The 16,178-nt window shown below is 39.3% G+C and carries 16 protein-coding genes; 5 read left to right on the top strand and 11 right to left on the bottom strand.

Features of this window, described 5'->3' with window-relative positions; all coding sequences use genetic code 11:
* Positions 1–243: 243 nt before the first annotated feature.
* Together UN64_RS09415 and UN64_RS09410 are read right to left on the bottom strand one after the other, a co-directional pair.
* Positions 244–894 carry a YdcF family protein gene (locus tag UN64_RS09415; RefSeq protein WP_077362031.1) on the bottom strand — a complete coding sequence of 217 codons (651 nt, stop codon included), beginning with the start codon at positions 892–894 and terminating at the stop codon, positions 244–246.
* A gap of 10 nt (positions 895–904) precedes the next feature.
* Entirely contained in the window at positions 905–2,173 is a 1,269-nt protein-coding gene (locus UN64_RS09410) for an MDR family MFS transporter (RefSeq protein WP_077362029.1), read from the bottom strand.
* 103 nt (positions 2,174–2,276) lie between these two features.
* Between UN64_RS09410 and UN64_RS09405 the strand changes: the two genes are divergently transcribed.
* Positions 2,277–4,028 (top strand): ABC transporter substrate-binding protein, encoded by a 1,752-nt coding sequence (locus UN64_RS09405; RefSeq protein ID WP_077362027.1) that lies wholly within the window; start codon positions 2,277–2,279, stop codon positions 4,026–4,028.
* A 167-nt stretch (positions 4,029–4,195) separates the two neighbouring features.
* On the opposite strand, the gene UN64_RS09400 is transcribed toward UN64_RS09405, so the two are convergent.
* The 4 genes from UN64_RS09400 to UN64_RS09385 form a co-directional block, all read right to left on the bottom strand.
* Positions 4,196–5,200, bottom strand: a complete 1,005-nt coding sequence (locus tag UN64_RS09400) for an inorganic phosphate transporter (protein ID WP_077362025.1) — start codon at positions 5,198–5,200, stop codon at positions 4,196–4,198.
* 11 nt (positions 5,201–5,211) lie between these two features.
* Positions 5,212–5,829 carry a DUF47 domain-containing protein gene (locus UN64_RS09395; protein WP_077362023.1) on the bottom strand — a complete coding sequence of 206 codons (618 nt, stop codon included), beginning with the start codon at positions 5,827–5,829 and terminating at the stop codon, positions 5,212–5,214.
* A 259-nt stretch (positions 5,830–6,088) separates the two neighbouring features.
* Entirely contained in the window at positions 6,089–6,532 is a 444-nt protein-coding gene (locus UN64_RS09390; protein ID WP_077362021.1) for an NUDIX hydrolase, read from the bottom strand.
* A 126-nt stretch (positions 6,533–6,658) separates the two neighbouring features.
* On the bottom strand, positions 6,659–7,246 hold the full coding sequence (locus UN64_RS09385; RefSeq protein WP_077362019.1) for a TetR/AcrR family transcriptional regulator: 588 nt from the start codon (positions 7,244–7,246) through the stop codon (positions 6,659–6,661).
* 146 nt (positions 7,247–7,392) lie between these two features.
* Here UN64_RS09385 and UN64_RS09380 point away from each other — a divergent pair, with 146 nt between their 5' ends.
* The 3 genes from UN64_RS09380 to UN64_RS09370 all read left to right on the top strand — a co-directional run bounded on the left by UN64_RS09380 (position 7,393) and on the right by UN64_RS09370 (position 11,260).
* Complete coding sequence (locus UN64_RS09380) at positions 7,393–8,280, top strand: ABC transporter ATP-binding protein (RefSeq protein WP_077362017.1); 888 nt, start codon at positions 7,393–7,395, stop codon at positions 8,278–8,280.
* Entirely contained in the window at positions 8,277–9,083 is an 807-nt protein-coding gene (locus UN64_RS09375) for an ABC transporter permease (RefSeq protein WP_077362015.1), read from the top strand. Before UN64_RS09380 ends, UN64_RS09375 begins: the two co-directional genes overlap by 4 nt.
* 305 nt (positions 9,084–9,388) lie before the next feature.
* The gene (locus tag UN64_RS09370; RefSeq protein ID WP_077362013.1) at positions 9,389–11,260 is read left to right on the top strand and encodes a heavy metal translocating P-type ATPase; all 1,872 of its coding nucleotides are present in this window, start codon (positions 9,389–9,391) and stop codon (positions 11,258–11,260) included.
* 116 nt (positions 11,261–11,376) lie between these two features.
* On the opposite strand, the gene UN64_RS09365 is transcribed toward UN64_RS09370, so the two are convergent.
* From UN64_RS09365 to UN64_RS09350, 4 genes are all read right to left on the bottom strand, one after another.
* Positions 11,377–11,937, bottom strand: a complete 561-nt coding sequence (locus tag UN64_RS09365; RefSeq protein WP_077362011.1) for a YtxH domain-containing protein — start codon at positions 11,935–11,937, stop codon at positions 11,377–11,379.
* Positions 11,938–12,093: 156 nt separating this feature from the next.
* The gene (locus UN64_RS09360; RefSeq protein ID WP_077362009.1) at positions 12,094–12,282 is read right to left on the bottom strand and encodes a cold-shock protein; all 189 of its coding nucleotides are present in this window, start codon (positions 12,280–12,282) and stop codon (positions 12,094–12,096) included.
* Between the two features lie 67 nt (positions 12,283–12,349).
* Entirely contained in the window at positions 12,350–13,303 is a 954-nt protein-coding gene (locus UN64_RS09355) for a helix-turn-helix transcriptional regulator (RefSeq protein ID WP_077362006.1), read from the bottom strand.
* A gap of 219 nt (positions 13,304–13,522) precedes the next feature.
* On the bottom strand, positions 13,523–13,966 hold the full coding sequence (locus tag UN64_RS09350; protein WP_077362004.1) for a MarR family winged helix-turn-helix transcriptional regulator: 444 nt from the start codon (positions 13,964–13,966) through the stop codon (positions 13,523–13,525).
* 227 nt (positions 13,967–14,193) lie between these two features.
* On the opposite strand from UN64_RS09350, the gene UN64_RS09345 reads away from it, so the two are divergent.
* The gene (locus UN64_RS09345; protein WP_077362002.1) at positions 14,194–15,036 is read left to right on the top strand and encodes a DegV family protein; all 843 of its coding nucleotides are present in this window, start codon (positions 14,194–14,196) and stop codon (positions 15,034–15,036) included.
* 65 nt (positions 15,037–15,101) lie between these two features.
* Here the strand turns inward: UN64_RS09345 and UN64_RS09340 are convergent, their stop codons facing one another.
* The gene (locus tag UN64_RS09340) at positions 15,102–15,965 is read right to left on the bottom strand and encodes a sulfite exporter TauE/SafE family protein (RefSeq protein ID WP_077362000.1); all 864 of its coding nucleotides are present in this window, start codon (positions 15,963–15,965) and stop codon (positions 15,102–15,104) included.
* Between the last annotated feature and the right edge of the window lie 213 nt (positions 15,966–16,178).

The following is a 16,178-nucleotide window of genomic DNA, read 5'->3' as shown; positions in this document are numbered from 1 at the left end:
ATATAAGACTGTTTTTTTAAAGTCTGTTTCTCAAGGTTGTTGTTGATTTCCGTTCCAGGAGTCTCGCTTTCCGCGGGGCGTCCGGAAAGCCCCCTGCCACGTTGCGCCTTAGGGGTCTTACCTGTCCTGCTCGTCCCGCAGGAGTCTCGATCCTTGCACTCCAATCAACCATCTAAGAAGTGACTTTACAAAAAACATCACAACAAAGCCCTCCAACTCAGGATATGAGTGAAGGGCTTTTCTTTATAACATTCTCTCTTCCGCAAGGATGCCTCTTAAGTGTCCTGCATCACCATATTTGCAGATACGCAGATACTCACCCCACACACGAGATCTTCCTTCGGGTGTCAGATGCCAGTTATCTCGCGTTATCCCCTCACCGCTGTAAACAGCCGGAAATCCAAAGGGAACAAATCGAACTGTCTCAGGCAAATGTTTCTGCAGCGTACGAATCTGCCTGCCGGCTCCATGTTCTTTCGTTATAACAAGCAATGAATTTATCATTGTAAAATCGAATTCATCAAGTGCATATATAACATTTTCCATAGAGTTACTGGATCGATCTTCAAAAAAAATGCTTTCTTCAGGCACTCCGGCTTCCATTATTTTTCTCCTGATCACATGTGATTCCGGTGCTGTTCGTTCTTCCCATGATGCATGCTTTTTTCCGGTCGGACTGACTCCGCCGGTTACAACAAATGTGCTGCTTAATCCCATATGATAAGCTTCAATCGCTTTTTCCCAATGTCCTGGATGTGTTCCGCCAAAAACAAAAACAGCGTCACACGGCTCTGGCTTGTCATCATAATAAAAAGCAATATCAGTCAGCCAATCGATCTGCTTCTTCGTAAATTCAGGTACACTTTTCGGTTCTTTCGCAATAAGCGGATTCATTCTATTCCTCCTAAGCCGTTGCTTTCACAGCAGTTTTAGTAGCATAGAACCTTGTGAATGCCATCTGGAACAGAAACATACCCATAATTCCTGACAATAGATACAAACTTCCCATCGTCCAAGACGGTAAAAACGCTCCGATCGTAAGGCCGAGTGAACCAGCGATTTTTGCCGCTTGAAAAACAAGACCGTTCATCGCCATATACGAACTTCTCTTCGTCTCATCCGCCAAATCTGCCAAGAAAGCCTGGCGGATCGGAACGTAAAGCAGTTCGCCGATCGTGTACAGAAGAACAGCACTCATCAGAATGCCCATAGAGTTGGATGCACCAACAATAGCGTAGCCTACAGAATACAGTGACAACCCAATAAAGAAAACTTTCATATCATTAAACCGTTTCATCTGTTTAGTGAGCCATATGGTTAATAAAACGACAAGCACTGTGTTTTCAGTAGAAAGCCAGCTCAGCATTCGAATACCTGTCATTTCAAACGAAAAGCCATTCCAGAAGGTTAGAGTACGGACTGCAAACTCTTGATCCAGCCGGACGCCGATATAGTTATGCATCTGGAACTCTAATGACATAATACAGATGCTGCCTGCAACATATAGCATGAACGTTTTATCATGCATGACAGACCGGTAGTTTTCAATCACTTCACGCAAAACATTTCGTTTTTCAGAACTCACCGCAGCACGTTTTGTCTCAAACGACTCGGTCATCCAATACGTAACAAGAATCCATGTGAAAACAGAAACAAAAGTTAGCACTAAAAACAGTTCGAAGCGATGAGATTTAAACAGCAATCCGCCTACGATTGCTCCTAAAGCAATCGATAAATTGATAGACCAATAGTTTAAGCTGTACATAAACTTCCGGTTTTCAGGTGTGCTCACATCGATCAGCATGGCTTCAGCTGCCGGATTCATCAGTCCCGAGCTGACACTGGAAACCAACATCATAGTAAATGTCAGCCAGACTGAATCAAGAAACGGCGAATTGGCCAGTGCCATAACAGCAAATGCAGCAACCTGAATGCCCTGCGCTGTTACCATCACTTTTTTCCTGCCGACCCTGTCAGCAATATAGCCTCCATAAAAACTAACAAATAGTGAAACTAACACGTTAACGATTAAAAGAATACCAGCTAATACTTGGCCGACCTTCATAGAAAAGTAGATCGCCATGAATGGAAATATCATCGTGCCAACAATCCTCGTTAGAAAGGATGTTATGATCCGGATCTTTATATTCCGGTGTAATTCTCTAAAACCCATAAAAAGTCACTCTCCTTATTTCCAATTTTATCTAGAAAAAGGAGAAGAAAAAGGGTAAACTTTTTATTATTATTTCCCCTTTTAATTGTTTGGAGGTAACCCTATGAAACTGCTGGAATATTATGTGAGTCTTCGGCTGCATCAAAAAGAAAATGACTACACAGACACAATGAAGATAACCGTTCAAGAACTTGCTGATGTTTTGTGCTGTACAGAACGAAATATTAAAATTCTTTTGAAACGTATGACAGCAGAAAACTGGCTCACTTGGAAACCTGGAAGAGGGAGGGGAAACACTTCAACTCTCACTTTCCATCATGATATACGTACTGGGATTCTTGAAATATTTCATCAAATGCTGGAGAAAGAGGACTTGAACGCGGCTATTAATCTATTAAAAGAAAATCTTTCAGAGGATATTAAAGAGGAACTTCACCACACGCTCAACACTTATTTTGGCTATCAGGAGAAAGGACCAGAAACCGCGAAAGATGTTCTCAAGATTCCAATGACCCGAAAGCTATCCACACTAGATCCAGCTTTTGTATCTGTATCTTCTGAATCACACTTTGCACGGCAGATCTATGATACGCTTCTGCAGTATGATGAGAACGAAAAAAGATTTGACGCACATTTAGCTCATGATTATGACGTATCAGCAGACGGCAGGACAATAACCTTTTACTTAAGAAAAGGTGTAATGTTTCACAATGGCAAACACATGACTTCTAAAGATGTACGGTATACCTTTCAACGGTTAAAAGACCAGAACGCGAACTCGCCATGTCAATGGCAGACAGCACTTGTATCAGATGTTAGGTGCATGGGGCCGTACACGATTCAGTTTTTCTTAAAAAGGAAAACGAGGATGTTTCTTCATTTCGTGAGTTCGATCTCAATGGCTGTTCAGCCTGAAGATGAAACAGAATTGATCGGAACCGGTCCGTTCTCTGTCACAGAATATCGTGAGGATGTTCTCGTATTAGAGGCGAATACTCATTATTTTAAAGAAAGAGCATGGCTTGACCGAATTGAGATCTGGCAGATTCCTCAGAATTCAAAAGTTGATCTTCATTATGAACTGCCGTCTTCGGCAAATGAACAGGCAGGTGAAGCGGTTGACCTCTTGCAAGTTGGCTGCAACTATATCACGTTTAACTTAAACAAAGATTCCATCGTTCATAACTGGCACTTTAGAGATGCAATCTATCAATTGTTTGATATTCAGTTGATGATAAAAGAGTTAAAGAAAGACAAATTGCTGGCTGCAACCAGTCTTTTTCCTGAAAAGAGCATTGAGAATCCGCCTGCTGAAAAAACATTACAACAAGCTGCAGAATCCCTTCAAGCAACAGGCTACAACGGAGAGATCCTTAAAGTGAGTTTTTTTGATATGAAATACAGCAAGGAAGATGCAATGTGGCTAAAGAAGAGGGCGGAATCCATTGGTCTGAATCTGATGCTGCATCCTTTTCCACTGACTGAATATTACAACGAGGAAGTGACAGCAGACTCAGATATGATTATTATGGGGGAGATGTTTGAGAACAATATTGTCCTTGCATTCATTAATTTTTTTAAACATAAAGCAAGTTTCGTTAATCGTTTTTTGGCAGGGAAAGAAGGAGAGCATGTTCAGCGAATCGTGGGTCTTCTTATGGATGAAGAGGATGAGGAGAAACAAAAGAAGTACATGGACGAAATAGAACATGATCTGCACGAAAGGAGACTTGTACTGAACAGTTATCATACATACCGAAAAAAGAATTTCCCTGCGAGCCTGAAGAATGTTTCAATGAATACGTTCGGTTGGGCGGATTTCAGAAAGATCTGGATCAAACCTGCGGTAAAATAGATATACTGCTCCTGAATTTGATGAAGCCAGCTGAATTCGGCTGGCTTTTTCTTTTAAAAGTTCTTTATCACATAAAAAACGGAAAAATCACATAATTAACCTTTTTATGGAATGCGGACAACCTGTAAACAAAAAAGAAGCTCGGTTTCCCGGGCTTCTTCTCTTATTTAGAAAAATAAATTTAAAACAAAATATGATAATGCAGCAAGTGTTGCTGAGATCGGCAATGTAATACACCAAGTGATCAACATGGTCTTAGCAGTTCCCCACTTAACGCCTCTTAAACGATGAGAGGCGCCAACACCAAGAATGGAAGATGTAATTACGTGAGTTGTACTAACAGGAATCCCAAGAACTGATGCTCCAAGGATTACGGATGCACCCGTTAAATCAGCTGAAACACCGTTAACCGGACGAATCTTCATAATCTTTCCGCCAACTGTTTTGATGATCTTCCAACCGCCGACTGAAGTTCCAAGTCCCATTGCAAGAGCACAGGAAACCTGAACCCATAACTGAATATCTGTACTATCTGTGTAGCCGTTCGCGATTAAAGCCATTGTGATGATACCCATCGCCTTTTGAGCATCGTTTGTACCATGTGAATAAGCTTGGAATGCAGCAGTTACAACTTGAACTTTTCGGAAATTATTATTTGTTTTTGTTAAATTGGCATTTTTAAAGATACGTTTAATTGCATGATAAAATACAAATCCAACTGCAAATGCCAAAAGTGGAGAAAGCAATAAACCATAAATAATTTTAAGAAAACCAGAATAATGCAAAGCTTCAAACCCTGCTGCCGCAATTGCAGCACCAGCGATCGAACCGATAATCGCATGTGATGAAGAACTTGGAATTCCGTAGTACCAAGTAATCAAGTTCCAAGCGATCGCCGCAATTAGTGCGGCTAAAATTACTACTGATCCGTTTTGAAGAGTAAATGGATCTACGATGTCTTTCGTAATCGTTTTTGCTACACCTGTGAATGTCATAGCTCCGACAAAGTTCATGACAGCAGCCAGCAGAATGGCTTTTCTAGGTGTTAGGGCTTTGGTTGATACAGATGTCGCAATCGCATTGGCTGTATCATGGAAGCCGTTGATAAAGTCAAACGCTAATGCCCCAAATACGATTAGAATGGTAAGAATTAATATAGAATCGAATTCCATACCGTCACCCGTTACGCGTTTTTCATGATAATGGATTCAAGTGTATTTGCAACGTTCTGGCAGCTGTCGGCGATGCCTTCAAGTACTTCATACATTTCCTTGTACTTGATTACTTTGATAGGATCTGTTTCAGTTGCGAACAATTGACGCTGTGCTTCACGATATAGATCGTCACATTTTGATTCATAATCTTTGATCTTGATCGCATGTTCACGCATATCAAGAAGTTTTTTATCAGCAAGAAGATTTACTGTTAATAAAATCTCATCTGCACTTAATTTAATGTTTTCGACAAATTTAACCATGTACTCGTCAGGGTTTGTGATGGCATAAATATCAAATAGTGCAGAAGCCTGTTCGATGCCATCTAAAATATCATCCATGCTCATAGCAAGTGATAAGATGTCTTCTCTTTCGATAGGTGTAATAAATACTTTGTTCAATTCCATGATTACGGTATGAACATAAGAATCGCCCTTTGACTCAAGTTCTTTCAAATGATCGGCAAACTCACGCAAGTCATCTTCATTATTGATCTTGAAATCGTAGAAATAACCAGCAGATTCTTTAAGGTTACTTGCAATATCAGTAAGCATTACAGCAAACTTATCCTTTTTCTTAGTAAACATAAGTACCCTCCAAAAGAAATGTCTTTAATCCTTTTTCTTTAACCTTTTTATCCAGCAGTTATTTATGACTTTTTTAACCACCCAACACATTATACAAAAAATATGTCGAAAAAGAATGAATTGTAATCAAAAATTTACAAAATTTTTATTGGTTCATTGTTTCTTTTTACTTTACCCTAATAAAAATAGTATAAGCAGCTTTACTTTACCCTAATAAAAATAGTATAAGCAGCAAAAAAGCTTTCCTATCGAAAGCTTCTTATAAGATCTTGTTATAAAGTTGTTCTTTTATGTGGTGAGCTCTTTTTATGCTTTCTTTTAAAATAGGTCCAGTGTTTATATGATTCATCACTTCGTTTGTAGTTAACCAAAAAACACCCTCAACTTCGTCTTCGCTTTTAGAGTGTGCAACTCCGCTTTCATGCTCCGCTAACATGACAACATCCACTACTCTTTTTTCTGAGTCAGAAATAAATGAAGTGCTATGTACATAATGTAGTGTATCTTTTACGATCACACCTGTTTCTTCAAAAACCTCACGGATAGCGGTACGTTCGAGTATATCTGATGAATTCCCTTCATCTTCAACCTGTCCGCCGACAAGTGAGAGTGCTCCTGCAGCGTGCTCCTCTTTTAAACTCCTCTGGATGATCAGCCATTTATCATCTTTAAATACTGCAGCTTCAACATTAACTACAAACATTAAAAAACCCCCTATTTACTTATACGTTACTTATATCGGCAAGTTAAATCCCGGATTAAAAGCGATTCCGGACTTTTGGATTCGAGCCCAAAACTCATGGATAACCGAATGGATTTACAAGTTCGTCTATTCATTGGGCTGTGATAATCCATAGAAGAACATTTGGAAAATATCTGACGCTAATTTTTTTCCGTTTTCAGCTGTAATCATGGATATGAGCATATCGTTATTAAAAAGCTGGATATATAACATGATTGATTGCTCAGAAAGTTCTGGATTGATTTCTCCCGTTTTTTGCGCGTCCTTGATTAATTTCATAATCATAGGGATGGCATAGGACGATTGAAATTCAGTTAGATAAGATCTTAATTCCTCGTCATTTAACATCATTTCTCTAATGACTTCTGGATGAATATTAGCTACTTGCTTCGTTTTATGAAGGATGCTTGTCTTCATTTTTTCGTGAAATGAGATGTCTTTATCAAACAGTTCTTTATGAAATTCATATTGTTCGATGGTGTAATCTTTAATAACTTCCCGGAATAAAGCTTCCTTGCTGCCAAAATGGTTGTAGATCGTAACTTGTGAAACGCCAGCTTCTTTAGCGATGTCTTCGATTTTAATATCTCTAACGCCTTGCTGTTGAAATAGGGTAAAAGCGGCTTTTTTTATAGCTGTTTTCTTTTGTTCTTTTCGGCGTTCATATCCGTTCAAAACACTTCACCTCAATAATAGGATAAAACATTTTTTGAAAAATAACAAACATCATATTTCAAAAACTTCTTGCCAAAATGTTGTTACGGGTATATGATAATTTTGAAATATACGTATATAAATATTTCAAAAAGAGGGTGTGTCTTATGATAAAAGTTAAAAATTTGACCAAACGTTTTACACCAGAAAAAGGTTTGTTTGATTTGAATTTTGAAGTAAAAAAAGGTGAAGTGTTTGGCTATATCGGACCGAATGGAGCAGGCAAGTCTACCACGATCCGCCATTTGATGGGGTTTATGAAACCGGATGATGGAAGTTCCATTATCAATGATTTGGATTGTTGGGCAAAGTCAGCAGAAGTTCAAAAGCTGATTGGATATCTCCCTGGTGAAATTGTTTTTTTAGAAGGAATGAACGGGCTGGATTTTTTAAACCTTATGCAAAAAATGAGAAAACATAAGATGACTCAAAAAAGAGATGAGCTGATCGAGCGATTTCAGCTGGATGTAAAAACCCCTATCCGCAAAATGTCAAAAGGAATGAAGCAAAAAGTGGGAATCATTGCAGCCTTCATGCATGATCCAGAGGTGCTGATCTTAGACGAACCAACTTCAGGACTTGACCCGCTTATGCAGCGGGTATTCATTGACTTGATTTTAGAAGAAAAAAAGAAGAACAAAACGATTCTGATGTCATCGCACAGCTTTCAGGAGATCGAGCGCACATGTGATTCAGCTGGAATTATTAAAGATGGCAGACTTGTAGCATTAGAAGATATTTATTCACTAAGAACCGTGCAAAGAAGGATATTCGAAGTAAAAGTAAAAAAAGAATCTGACATTGAACTCATTCATCAATCCCAGCTCCAAACGGAGATCATGGGGGAAAAGACGGCTCATATCACCGTGCAAGGAAACGATCAGGAGTTTATTCAGCTTCTTAGCCGCTGTGAAGTGGAGCACGTCGATACGAGACCACAGGATTTAGAAGATATATTCATGCATTATTACGACAGAAGGGAAGTGGCGCAATGAGCTGGTCTCTCTATCTTTCGATGATGAAAAGCCATGCGAAAATGCTCGGTGGTTTCATTTACGGTGCAGTCGCTTATATTGTATTGATCATCTGGATCTACCCTTCTATAGCTGACATGAAGGGGTTTAATGACATGATTAATGCGCTCCCAGAGGGTATGCGCAAGCTAATCGGCATGGAAAATGGGATCAATTCACTGGCTGATTATATTGCAGGCGAATTTTATGGCATGCTGTTTTTAATCATCCTTATGGTCTATGTTATCTTAACTTCTACCCGGCTAATGGCTCGTCTAGTAGATCAAGGTTCCATGGCATATCTGCTTGCTACACCGAATTCAAGGGTTAAAGTTGCAGCTACCCAAGCTGCAGTGATCATTACCGGGTTAGCGTTGATTGTTGCTTTTACTACACTTAGCGGTATCGCCGCAAGTGAATGGCTGATTTCGGGTTATGAGCTTGATGTTCCATCATTTATTACATTTAATGTATTAACATTCCTCATCTTTCTGGTGATTGCCGGATATTGTTTCTTCATTTCATCTTCGTTTAATGATGAGAAAAAGGCACTTGGCATATCTGCAGGGCTAACGCTTTTCTTTTATATGCTGAACATGGCAGGAAAGCTGAGTGAAGATACAGAATGGTTATTGAACTTTACTATATTTAAATTATATGACCCTATTAAAATGATTAATAATGAAACAAATGCCCTGTTAACCGGTTCGATGCTTGGAGTGGGTGCACTCCTTTTATTCGGAGGAAGTTTAATTATCTTTAAGAGAAGAAATCTTCCTTTGTAAATTTAGCTTGTAGATCATTACTAAAAGCTTCTGAAGCGGCAATCAACCCTTTCAATTTTTCTAAAAACCTGAAGCGGAATCAACCACTTTCAGATAGCCACTTTCATTTCATTCTTTGAAACAAAGAAGTATAATAAAAATAACATTTTCCGTGTCACTTTTTTGAAAGGTCCCACATAGAATAATAGGGCTAGGAACCGAATATTGGATAGTTTTCAGGCTGCTGTCGTTTAGACGGCAGCATTTCTGCTTTTATAAGGGTAATGAGGATGATTGTTATTATCAATACGTAGGAGGGAAGTTAAATGGAACTCTCTGCACGGACTCAGCTTATACTCGCAACCACGGCTGGATGTTTGATTCTATCTGCCTGGCTCGTCGAAACGTATACCCAGTCACCATTCTATGTGCTGTTCTATATACTGGCGTTTATTGTAGGCGGTTATGCAAAGGCAGTTGAAGGCATACAAGCAAGCATCGAGGAAAAACAACTGAATGTTGAACTATTAATGATGTTTGCTGCGATTGGATCGGCTACAATTGGCTACTGGGGAGAAGGCGCTGTCCTCATACTGATTTTTGCATATTCAGGTGCACTCGAAAGTTACACACTTCAAAAAAGTGATAAAGAAATCAAATCATTGATCTCCCTGCAGCCAGAAGAAGCATGGCTTATCTCAGGAGATAAAGAAACACGGGTAAATGCAGCCAGTTTAGAACCTGGTAATCTGATTAAAGTCAAACCTGGTGAAAGAATTCCAGCAGATGGCGTAGTAATGAAGGGAAAGTCTTTTGTGAACGAATCAGCTTTAACAGGAGAATCATTAGCAAAAGAGATTGAGCTATCTTCAGAAGTATTAGCTGGTACTCTAAATCAAACTGGACTTCTCGAAATTTCCGTAACGAAGCATATGAAGGATTCCGTTTTTCAAAGAATGATTGACCTTGTGAACAGGGCGCAAAGCGAAGCGCCGCCGGTTCAACGGAAGATCGAAGAATTTGAAGCGAAATATGTCTTATTTGTATTATTAGCTGCAGCATTAACGGTGCTGGTTCCGGGTTCGACCGGTATATGGAGTTATTCAGAATCGTTGTACCGTGCGTGTGTTTTACTGGTCGTAGCATCACCATGTGCACTTGTTGCCTCGACTATGCCCGCATTGCTTGCTTCACTCTCAAATGCAGCCAAGCAAGGGATTCTTTTCAAAAGTGGGATTTTCCTTGAAAAGTTAAGTATGGTAAATGTGATTGCCTTTGATAAAACAGGAACACTTACAGAAGGTAACCCATCTGTAACGGCGGTAAAGTACGTACATCCTTCGATAAAAGAAGAAATTTTGATTCCAATTATATATACGATAGAAAAAAACAGTACGCATCCATTAGCAAAAGCGATATTAAACAAATTAGAGCCGGATTATAAAGATAACAAGAAAGAGCTCATCTCTTATGAAGATATTCCTGGCTTAGGGGTTAAAGCGGAAGCTGCTGGTATTCAATGGAAGATTGGCAGCAGGGAAATGACTGGAATAACTGAAAAAATCGAGTCAAAGTTAATCGCAGATCTAACGAAAGATGATGAAGTTACAGGTCAGACGGTAGTTTATGTCACCGCTGATGATGAACTCGCAGCGGTTTTTTTAATAGGGGATACTGTTCGCGATGAGACAATCGATGCTATTAAGGCTCTGAAACAAAAGCAAATATTAACGCTCATGCTGACCGGAGATTCGAAGCGAGGAGCCGAAATGATAGGCAGACTTGCAAAAGTAGATGAAGTGGGCTACTCCTGCATGCCTGAAGATAAAGTGAATACGGTCAAAAGATGGAAAGAGCGTCACGCTGTAGTGGCTATGATTGGTGATGGTGTAAATGATGCTCCTGCTCTGGCTGTTGCAGATGTGGGCGTCGCGATGGGAATGGGGAGTGACGCAGCGATAGAAACAGCTGATGTGGTGCTAGTGAAAAATGATCTAAGCAAGCTGTTATACGCCATGCATCTATCAGAGCGGTTAGCAAAAATCGTTAAACAAAACATCGTGTTTTCAATTGGTGTTATCCTTTTCTTGCTGCTAGCAAATTCCTTTCAAGTTTTAACACTGCCTTTTGGGGTGATCGGACATGAAGGGAGTACAATACTTGTCATTCTAAACGGACTTAGGCTTTTGAAAGGATAAGAAAGGGACTGCTAAAAGTAAGTTTAACTTACTTTTGGTAGACCAATGTTTAACAAAATAGTCATTAAAAAAGAGGCATGACTCAAAAATATGAGTCATGACTCTTGTAGTCTACATCAAAATTTATTATTTACATCACTTTGCTTTTTCTCATAGGACGTGGAATCTGTTCCAGTCATTGTACGTGGTTTTACAACAGCAGTGTTTTGTTCTGAAGACTGAGTGCTGTATCCGTCTTTTTCAGCTTCTTTTTTTGCTTCATTAATCGCTGTTTTTGTTTCACTCTTTGCTTCTTTAACCGTATTTTTCGCTTCCTGCAGCTTTTGTCGGGCAGAAACTGACATGCTGCTGGATTTATCTTTCATAGATTCAACTGCGTCTTTTGCGTCCATCTGGCCAAGCTTGGCTTTTAGCATCGTCTCATCTTTCTTTTGCATTGTACGCTCTTTCAGCTTGATAGAAGTGTCACGTAAATCGTTTCTGAACTCATTGCCTTTCTTTGGTGCATATAGAAGTGCTGCAGCAGCACCTACTAAACTCCCGACTACAAGTCCAGTTGCGAACCTAGATCCAGAACCCTTTTTGTTATCATATGTTTCACGTGTTTGGAAATCGGAATGCGTAAATACCGGCTCCGCTGTTGTAGTATGTGTTGTGTAATTATTTTCGTTATGCATTATCAATTCCTCCTTTTATGCTTGTATACAAATCGTACCCGGATGTGCAAAAAGTTAAACACTTTCGCCGTAAATGTCTTGCTAGATAAAGGAGTTTGTCCGAATGAAGACATAGAAAAAGCCGGGCTATACCCGGCAGGTTTTCTATTTATTTCATTAACTCTTAAGTTCAGGAAGCATTCGGATTTCCTCATTCATTGATGATTTACAAATGGGGCATTGAGGTTCTTTTTGCAAAGAAAAGTCAGCGCGCATCCAGCATGAGCAGCCGTCACTCGTGCATGCCCACACCTTCGTTTCTACGTCTGGAATCGGCTCTGCAGGTTGTTTTGAAAAAAAAGCCATAGATATCCCCCTTTTCTGTTCTACTTATAGTATACGCCTAAAAGAGGAAAAATATGTATCATTTTGATTACATATTTAAAATTAGTTCACTTTTTGCTGAGATTTCTTTCGCCCAGCGAGCGTGAATCACCTTTATTTCATTGGGTGAATGAATGGTTATGTCTGATTTTAAGTACCATAAATAGTCTGCTATTTTGTTAATATGATTTAATAAAACACGCCCCTTAAGCATGATCGTGCCATCATCAAGTTTAACGATAAACTGCTTAAGAAAAGGATGCGAGATGCAGTAATCCGTTTTTTTAGGTTCAATTTCAGCAACAAGTTCTACATAGGAACGCGGAGTGATTTTCGCTGCCCAGTTATGGATTGTAATATCAGTAAAGTCTTTAATATCCATAGGTTCATAATTAATGACGGCTTGGTGGATATCTGAAAGATTAAATACATGAAAATCTGTCAGCGAGTAGCAATAGGCAGGACAGAACCACTCTCCATCTTCATTATAGATCCCGATAGGCTGGATGTTGCAGTATGTTTTCGAACCTTGAATATGGTAAAGCACTGTAACGATCTTTTGCTTTATTGCCGCTTCAAGCATTACTGGTGCATGTAAACTTCGCTCAGGAAGGGGGAATTGAACAGAAATGCGTTTTTGAACGTGTTCCCAGTTATCTTTAGCATCTGCTGGCAAGTATTGTAGAAGTTTATTAGAGACAGATCTGCTTTGAATTTGAAAAGGAAAACTTTCTGATCCGTAGGAGTGAAGACCATATAAAATTGCAGAGGCTTCCATCTCAGTGAACCCAATAGGCGGAAGTATCCGGTCGTTTTCAATCCGATATCCGCCATGAGGACCGAACTCGGAAATGATCGGCAATCCCATCTCCATAAGTCTTAATAGATCACGCTGTATGGTACGGGTAGAAACTTGAAATTCTACCGCTAATTCTTTTAAGGTAAATTGTTTTTTAGTATTAATAGATAGTAATAATCTTTCTAATCTTTTTATCTTTGACATGTTTGACCCCTATGTGTTGTATTCAAACTTTTGTACTACTCGGTTGTTTTTTATATCGTACATAATTACTGAATTGTTAGTGTTTCACCGAATAAAGTCGAAATAATAGATTAAAAACAAAATAACACGTTATCCATTGCAGATAACGTGTTAAGTGTAAGTATGAAAAGTAGTAAGACTAAGCTGCGATTAATTGTTAGGGGCAGGGTGTTTGAGGTATTAGTTTTTTACGATTGAAGAAAGATGTTCAATACATTCAACCATATCAGCTAGCTGTTTTTCAGTAAGCTGGGACATGTATTTTGTTAAAACACCATTTCTCTTTTCCTGAATCATTTCAAAAGCATCTAAACCAGCTTGGTTAAGATGAACATAAACAATTCGGCGATCTAATTCCGAACGATACCGGTCAACTAATCCTCTTTTAACAAGTCTGTCAATGATGACGGTAGTAGCACTTGCACGAACTTTCATAGCGTCGGCAATTTCAGAAACGGTCCATTTCTCACGAGTAGAAAGTGTCTTCAAAATTTGAAATTGTGTAGAGGTAATCTCTTCTTCTTCCCAAATTTCGGGTTTCAACACGTCCATGATTTCTACAAAAGCCTTCTCTATCCGCTCTACTTCTATTAAAACATTTCTACTTTCTGCTACCACTTTCACAGTACTGCCTCCTTAGCTTACATTACTCCTATTTTAATATAAATTTCCGATAAGTTCCATTAATATGTAGTATAAAGTATCTAGTTCCCGATGTGTATCTCTGCGCTAGTATTTAAACTATTGAAATATAGATTTAATTTAGCAATAAAAATATATTACTGCCGTATTAGAGGATTTCTTTAATGAATATCTAATAGAAAAAAAGAGAGAAAAAAGGGGGAAGAAAAATGGCACGTATTGCTTGGATTACGGACAGTACAAGCTGTATTACACAAGAAGAAGCGAAGCAGCTTGGCATACATATTATACCTGTATCGGTCATATATGGAGAAGAGGTATACAAAGATGGTGTTGATATCACACCAGATGAATTTTATACAAAATTGGAAAAAATTACCGAACTTCCGAAAACAAGTCAGCCGACAGTTGGTGAGTTTTCTGATTTCTATGAAGTTCTTAAGCACGATTATGACTGTGGGATCGCTGTACATGTGTCAGAAAAATTCAGCGGTACGATCAACGGATCAAGGCTAGGATCAGACATGGCAGATTTTCCTGTACATATCGTAGATTCGAAAATCACTTCTGAAGCTATGAAACAGCTTGTGTTAAAAGGAAAACGTTTAGAAGAAGAAGGGCTTGCTCCAGAAGAGATCGCTTCACGATTAAGAGAATCTGCAGATCATGTTAAAGGGTATGTGTGCATTGGAAGTTTAGAGCAGCTGAGACGTGGAGGCAGATTATCTGGTGCAAGTTTCTTGGTGGGAAACCTCCTGCAGATTAAACCTATTCTAACATTTGACGATGGATCTCTCGTACCGTTTGAAAAAATTAGAACTCTAAAAAAAGCAGAGTCGCGAGTACTCGCCCTTTTTGAAGAGGCAGCGGCAAGAACATCTGTAAATGGAGTAAGTGTTGTTTATAGCGGTTCATCCGAAAAAGCAGAAGACTGGCTGCAACTTTTGAAAGAAAAATATCCAGACATTACGATAAACCTGGGACAGCTTAGTCCAGCGATCGGTGTGCACGTTGGAGCAGGCACTCTTGGCATCCTATGGTTTGAGGAATAAGGTTATTCAGGTAAAGGTGTAAAAAGTAACAGGGGACAGACCCGGGTCTGTCCCCTGTTGCTTTTTTATGATTTTTTACGGACTGCTGCCACGATTAGTATAAACCAAATGAGCAGCAGGGGAAGCAGGTAATGCATTTCCTGGAACAGCTCCAAAGAAAAAAATTCTTTTAATATGGTACGAAGGTTTGTCAGGATAATAATCCCGCCGGCAAGCACACCTACTAAAGCTGGTTTTAAATGTTTTACAAGCCATGCGGCAAATGGAGCAGCAATGACACCGCCGACCATCATGGCAAGTACGATTTGCCAGTAAAGGGTTTCCCATCCGATGAACAAAAAGAAGCCGATCGATGCTGATAAGGATACTGCGAATTCGCTAAAGTTCACAGATCCGATCGCCATGCTTGGTGTCAAGTGTCTTTGGGTAAGAAGCAGTGGTGTCGTCAAAGGACCCCAGCCTCCGCCGCCTGTTGCATCTAAAAATCCGGCAGCAAACCCTACTGGTCTATAAAGTTTCCCTCTTTTTTCAGACTCTTCTTTATCAACAGGCACTGCTGAAATTTTTAACATTAGAAATCGGAATATAACATAGATGCCTATTCCAAGTAAAAATAAAGAGATGTATGGTTTAATAATCACAGCTGGTATATAGCTTAAAAAGGCAGCTCCTGAAAAAGCACCGATAGCTCCAGGAAGCACTAGTTTTTTAACAATATTCATATCAACGTTTCCAAACTTAAAATGAGAGTATCCTGAAGCAGCTGATGTTACAACTTCAGCTAAGTGAACAGAAGCGGATGCGATCGCAGGAGAAAGTCCGACCATTAAAAGGAGAGTTGTAGATGTAACACCGTATGCCATTCCGAGTGAGCCATCGATCAGCTGTGCCATCAGACCGATTAAGGCGAGCACTATTATTTTTTTCACGTATTTTCCTCCAGTAAACCGATATCCTATAGATTATGTGGACAAACGTAAATCTGTTTAGGCAAATCCCGGTGAGTCATAAGATTCCTTGTAAAATAGATAAAACACCCGCAAAACATGATTAAATAATTGTTTTTTTGATCATTTTTCGATAAGGTAGTAGACAGTGTTGCAAGTAAAGGTTAAGAGCCTTTATTTTGTGGAATAATACAA

Source organism: Fictibacillus arsenicus (genome assembly GCF_001999465.1).
Taxonomy (GTDB): domain Bacteria; phylum Bacillota; class Bacilli; order Bacillales; family Fictibacillaceae; genus Fictibacillus; species Fictibacillus arsenicus.
This window is presented reverse-complemented; position numbering and strand designations above follow the sequence as displayed.

Coding starts and splice junctions, on each gene's coding strand:
- UN64_RS09415 (WP_077362031.1), bottom strand. CDS start 894: ATGAATCCGCTTATTGCGAAAGAACCGAAAAGTGTACCTGAATTTACG.
- UN64_RS09410 (WP_077362029.1), bottom strand. CDS start 2,173: ATGGGTTTTAGAGAATTACACCGGAATATAAAGATCCGGATCATAACA.
- UN64_RS09405 (WP_077362027.1), top strand. CDS start 2,277: ATGAAACTGCTGGAATATTATGTGAGTCTTCGGCTGCATCAAAAAGAA.
- UN64_RS09400 (WP_077362025.1), bottom strand. CDS start 5,200: ATGGAATTCGATTCTATATTAATTCTTACCATTCTAATCGTATTTGGG.
- UN64_RS09395 (WP_077362023.1), bottom strand. CDS start 5,829: ATGTTTACTAAGAAAAAGGATAAGTTTGCTGTAATGCTTACTGATATT.
- UN64_RS09390 (WP_077362021.1), bottom strand. CDS start 6,532: ATGTTTGTAGTTAATGTTGAAGCTGCAGTATTTAAAGATGATAAATGG.
- UN64_RS09380 (WP_077362017.1), top strand. CDS start 7,393: ATGATAAAAGTTAAAAATTTGACCAAACGTTTTACACCAGAAAAAGGT.
- UN64_RS09375 (WP_077362015.1), top strand. CDS start 8,277: ATGAGCTGGTCTCTCTATCTTTCGATGATGAAAAGCCATGCGAAAATG.
- UN64_RS09370 (WP_077362013.1), top strand. CDS start 9,389: ATGGAACTCTCTGCACGGACTCAGCTTATACTCGCAACCACGGCTGGA.
- UN64_RS09365 (WP_077362011.1), bottom strand. CDS start 11,937: ATGCATAACGAAAATAATTACACAACACATACTACAACAGCGGAGCCG.
- UN64_RS09360 (WP_077362009.1), bottom strand. CDS start 12,282: ATGGCTTTTTTTTCAAAACAACCTGCAGAGCCGATTCCAGACGTAGAA.
- UN64_RS09355 (WP_077362006.1), bottom strand. CDS start 13,303: ATGTCAAAGATAAAAAGATTAGAAAGATTATTACTATCTATTAATACT.
- UN64_RS09345 (WP_077362002.1), top strand. CDS start 14,194: ATGGCACGTATTGCTTGGATTACGGACAGTACAAGCTGTATTACACAA.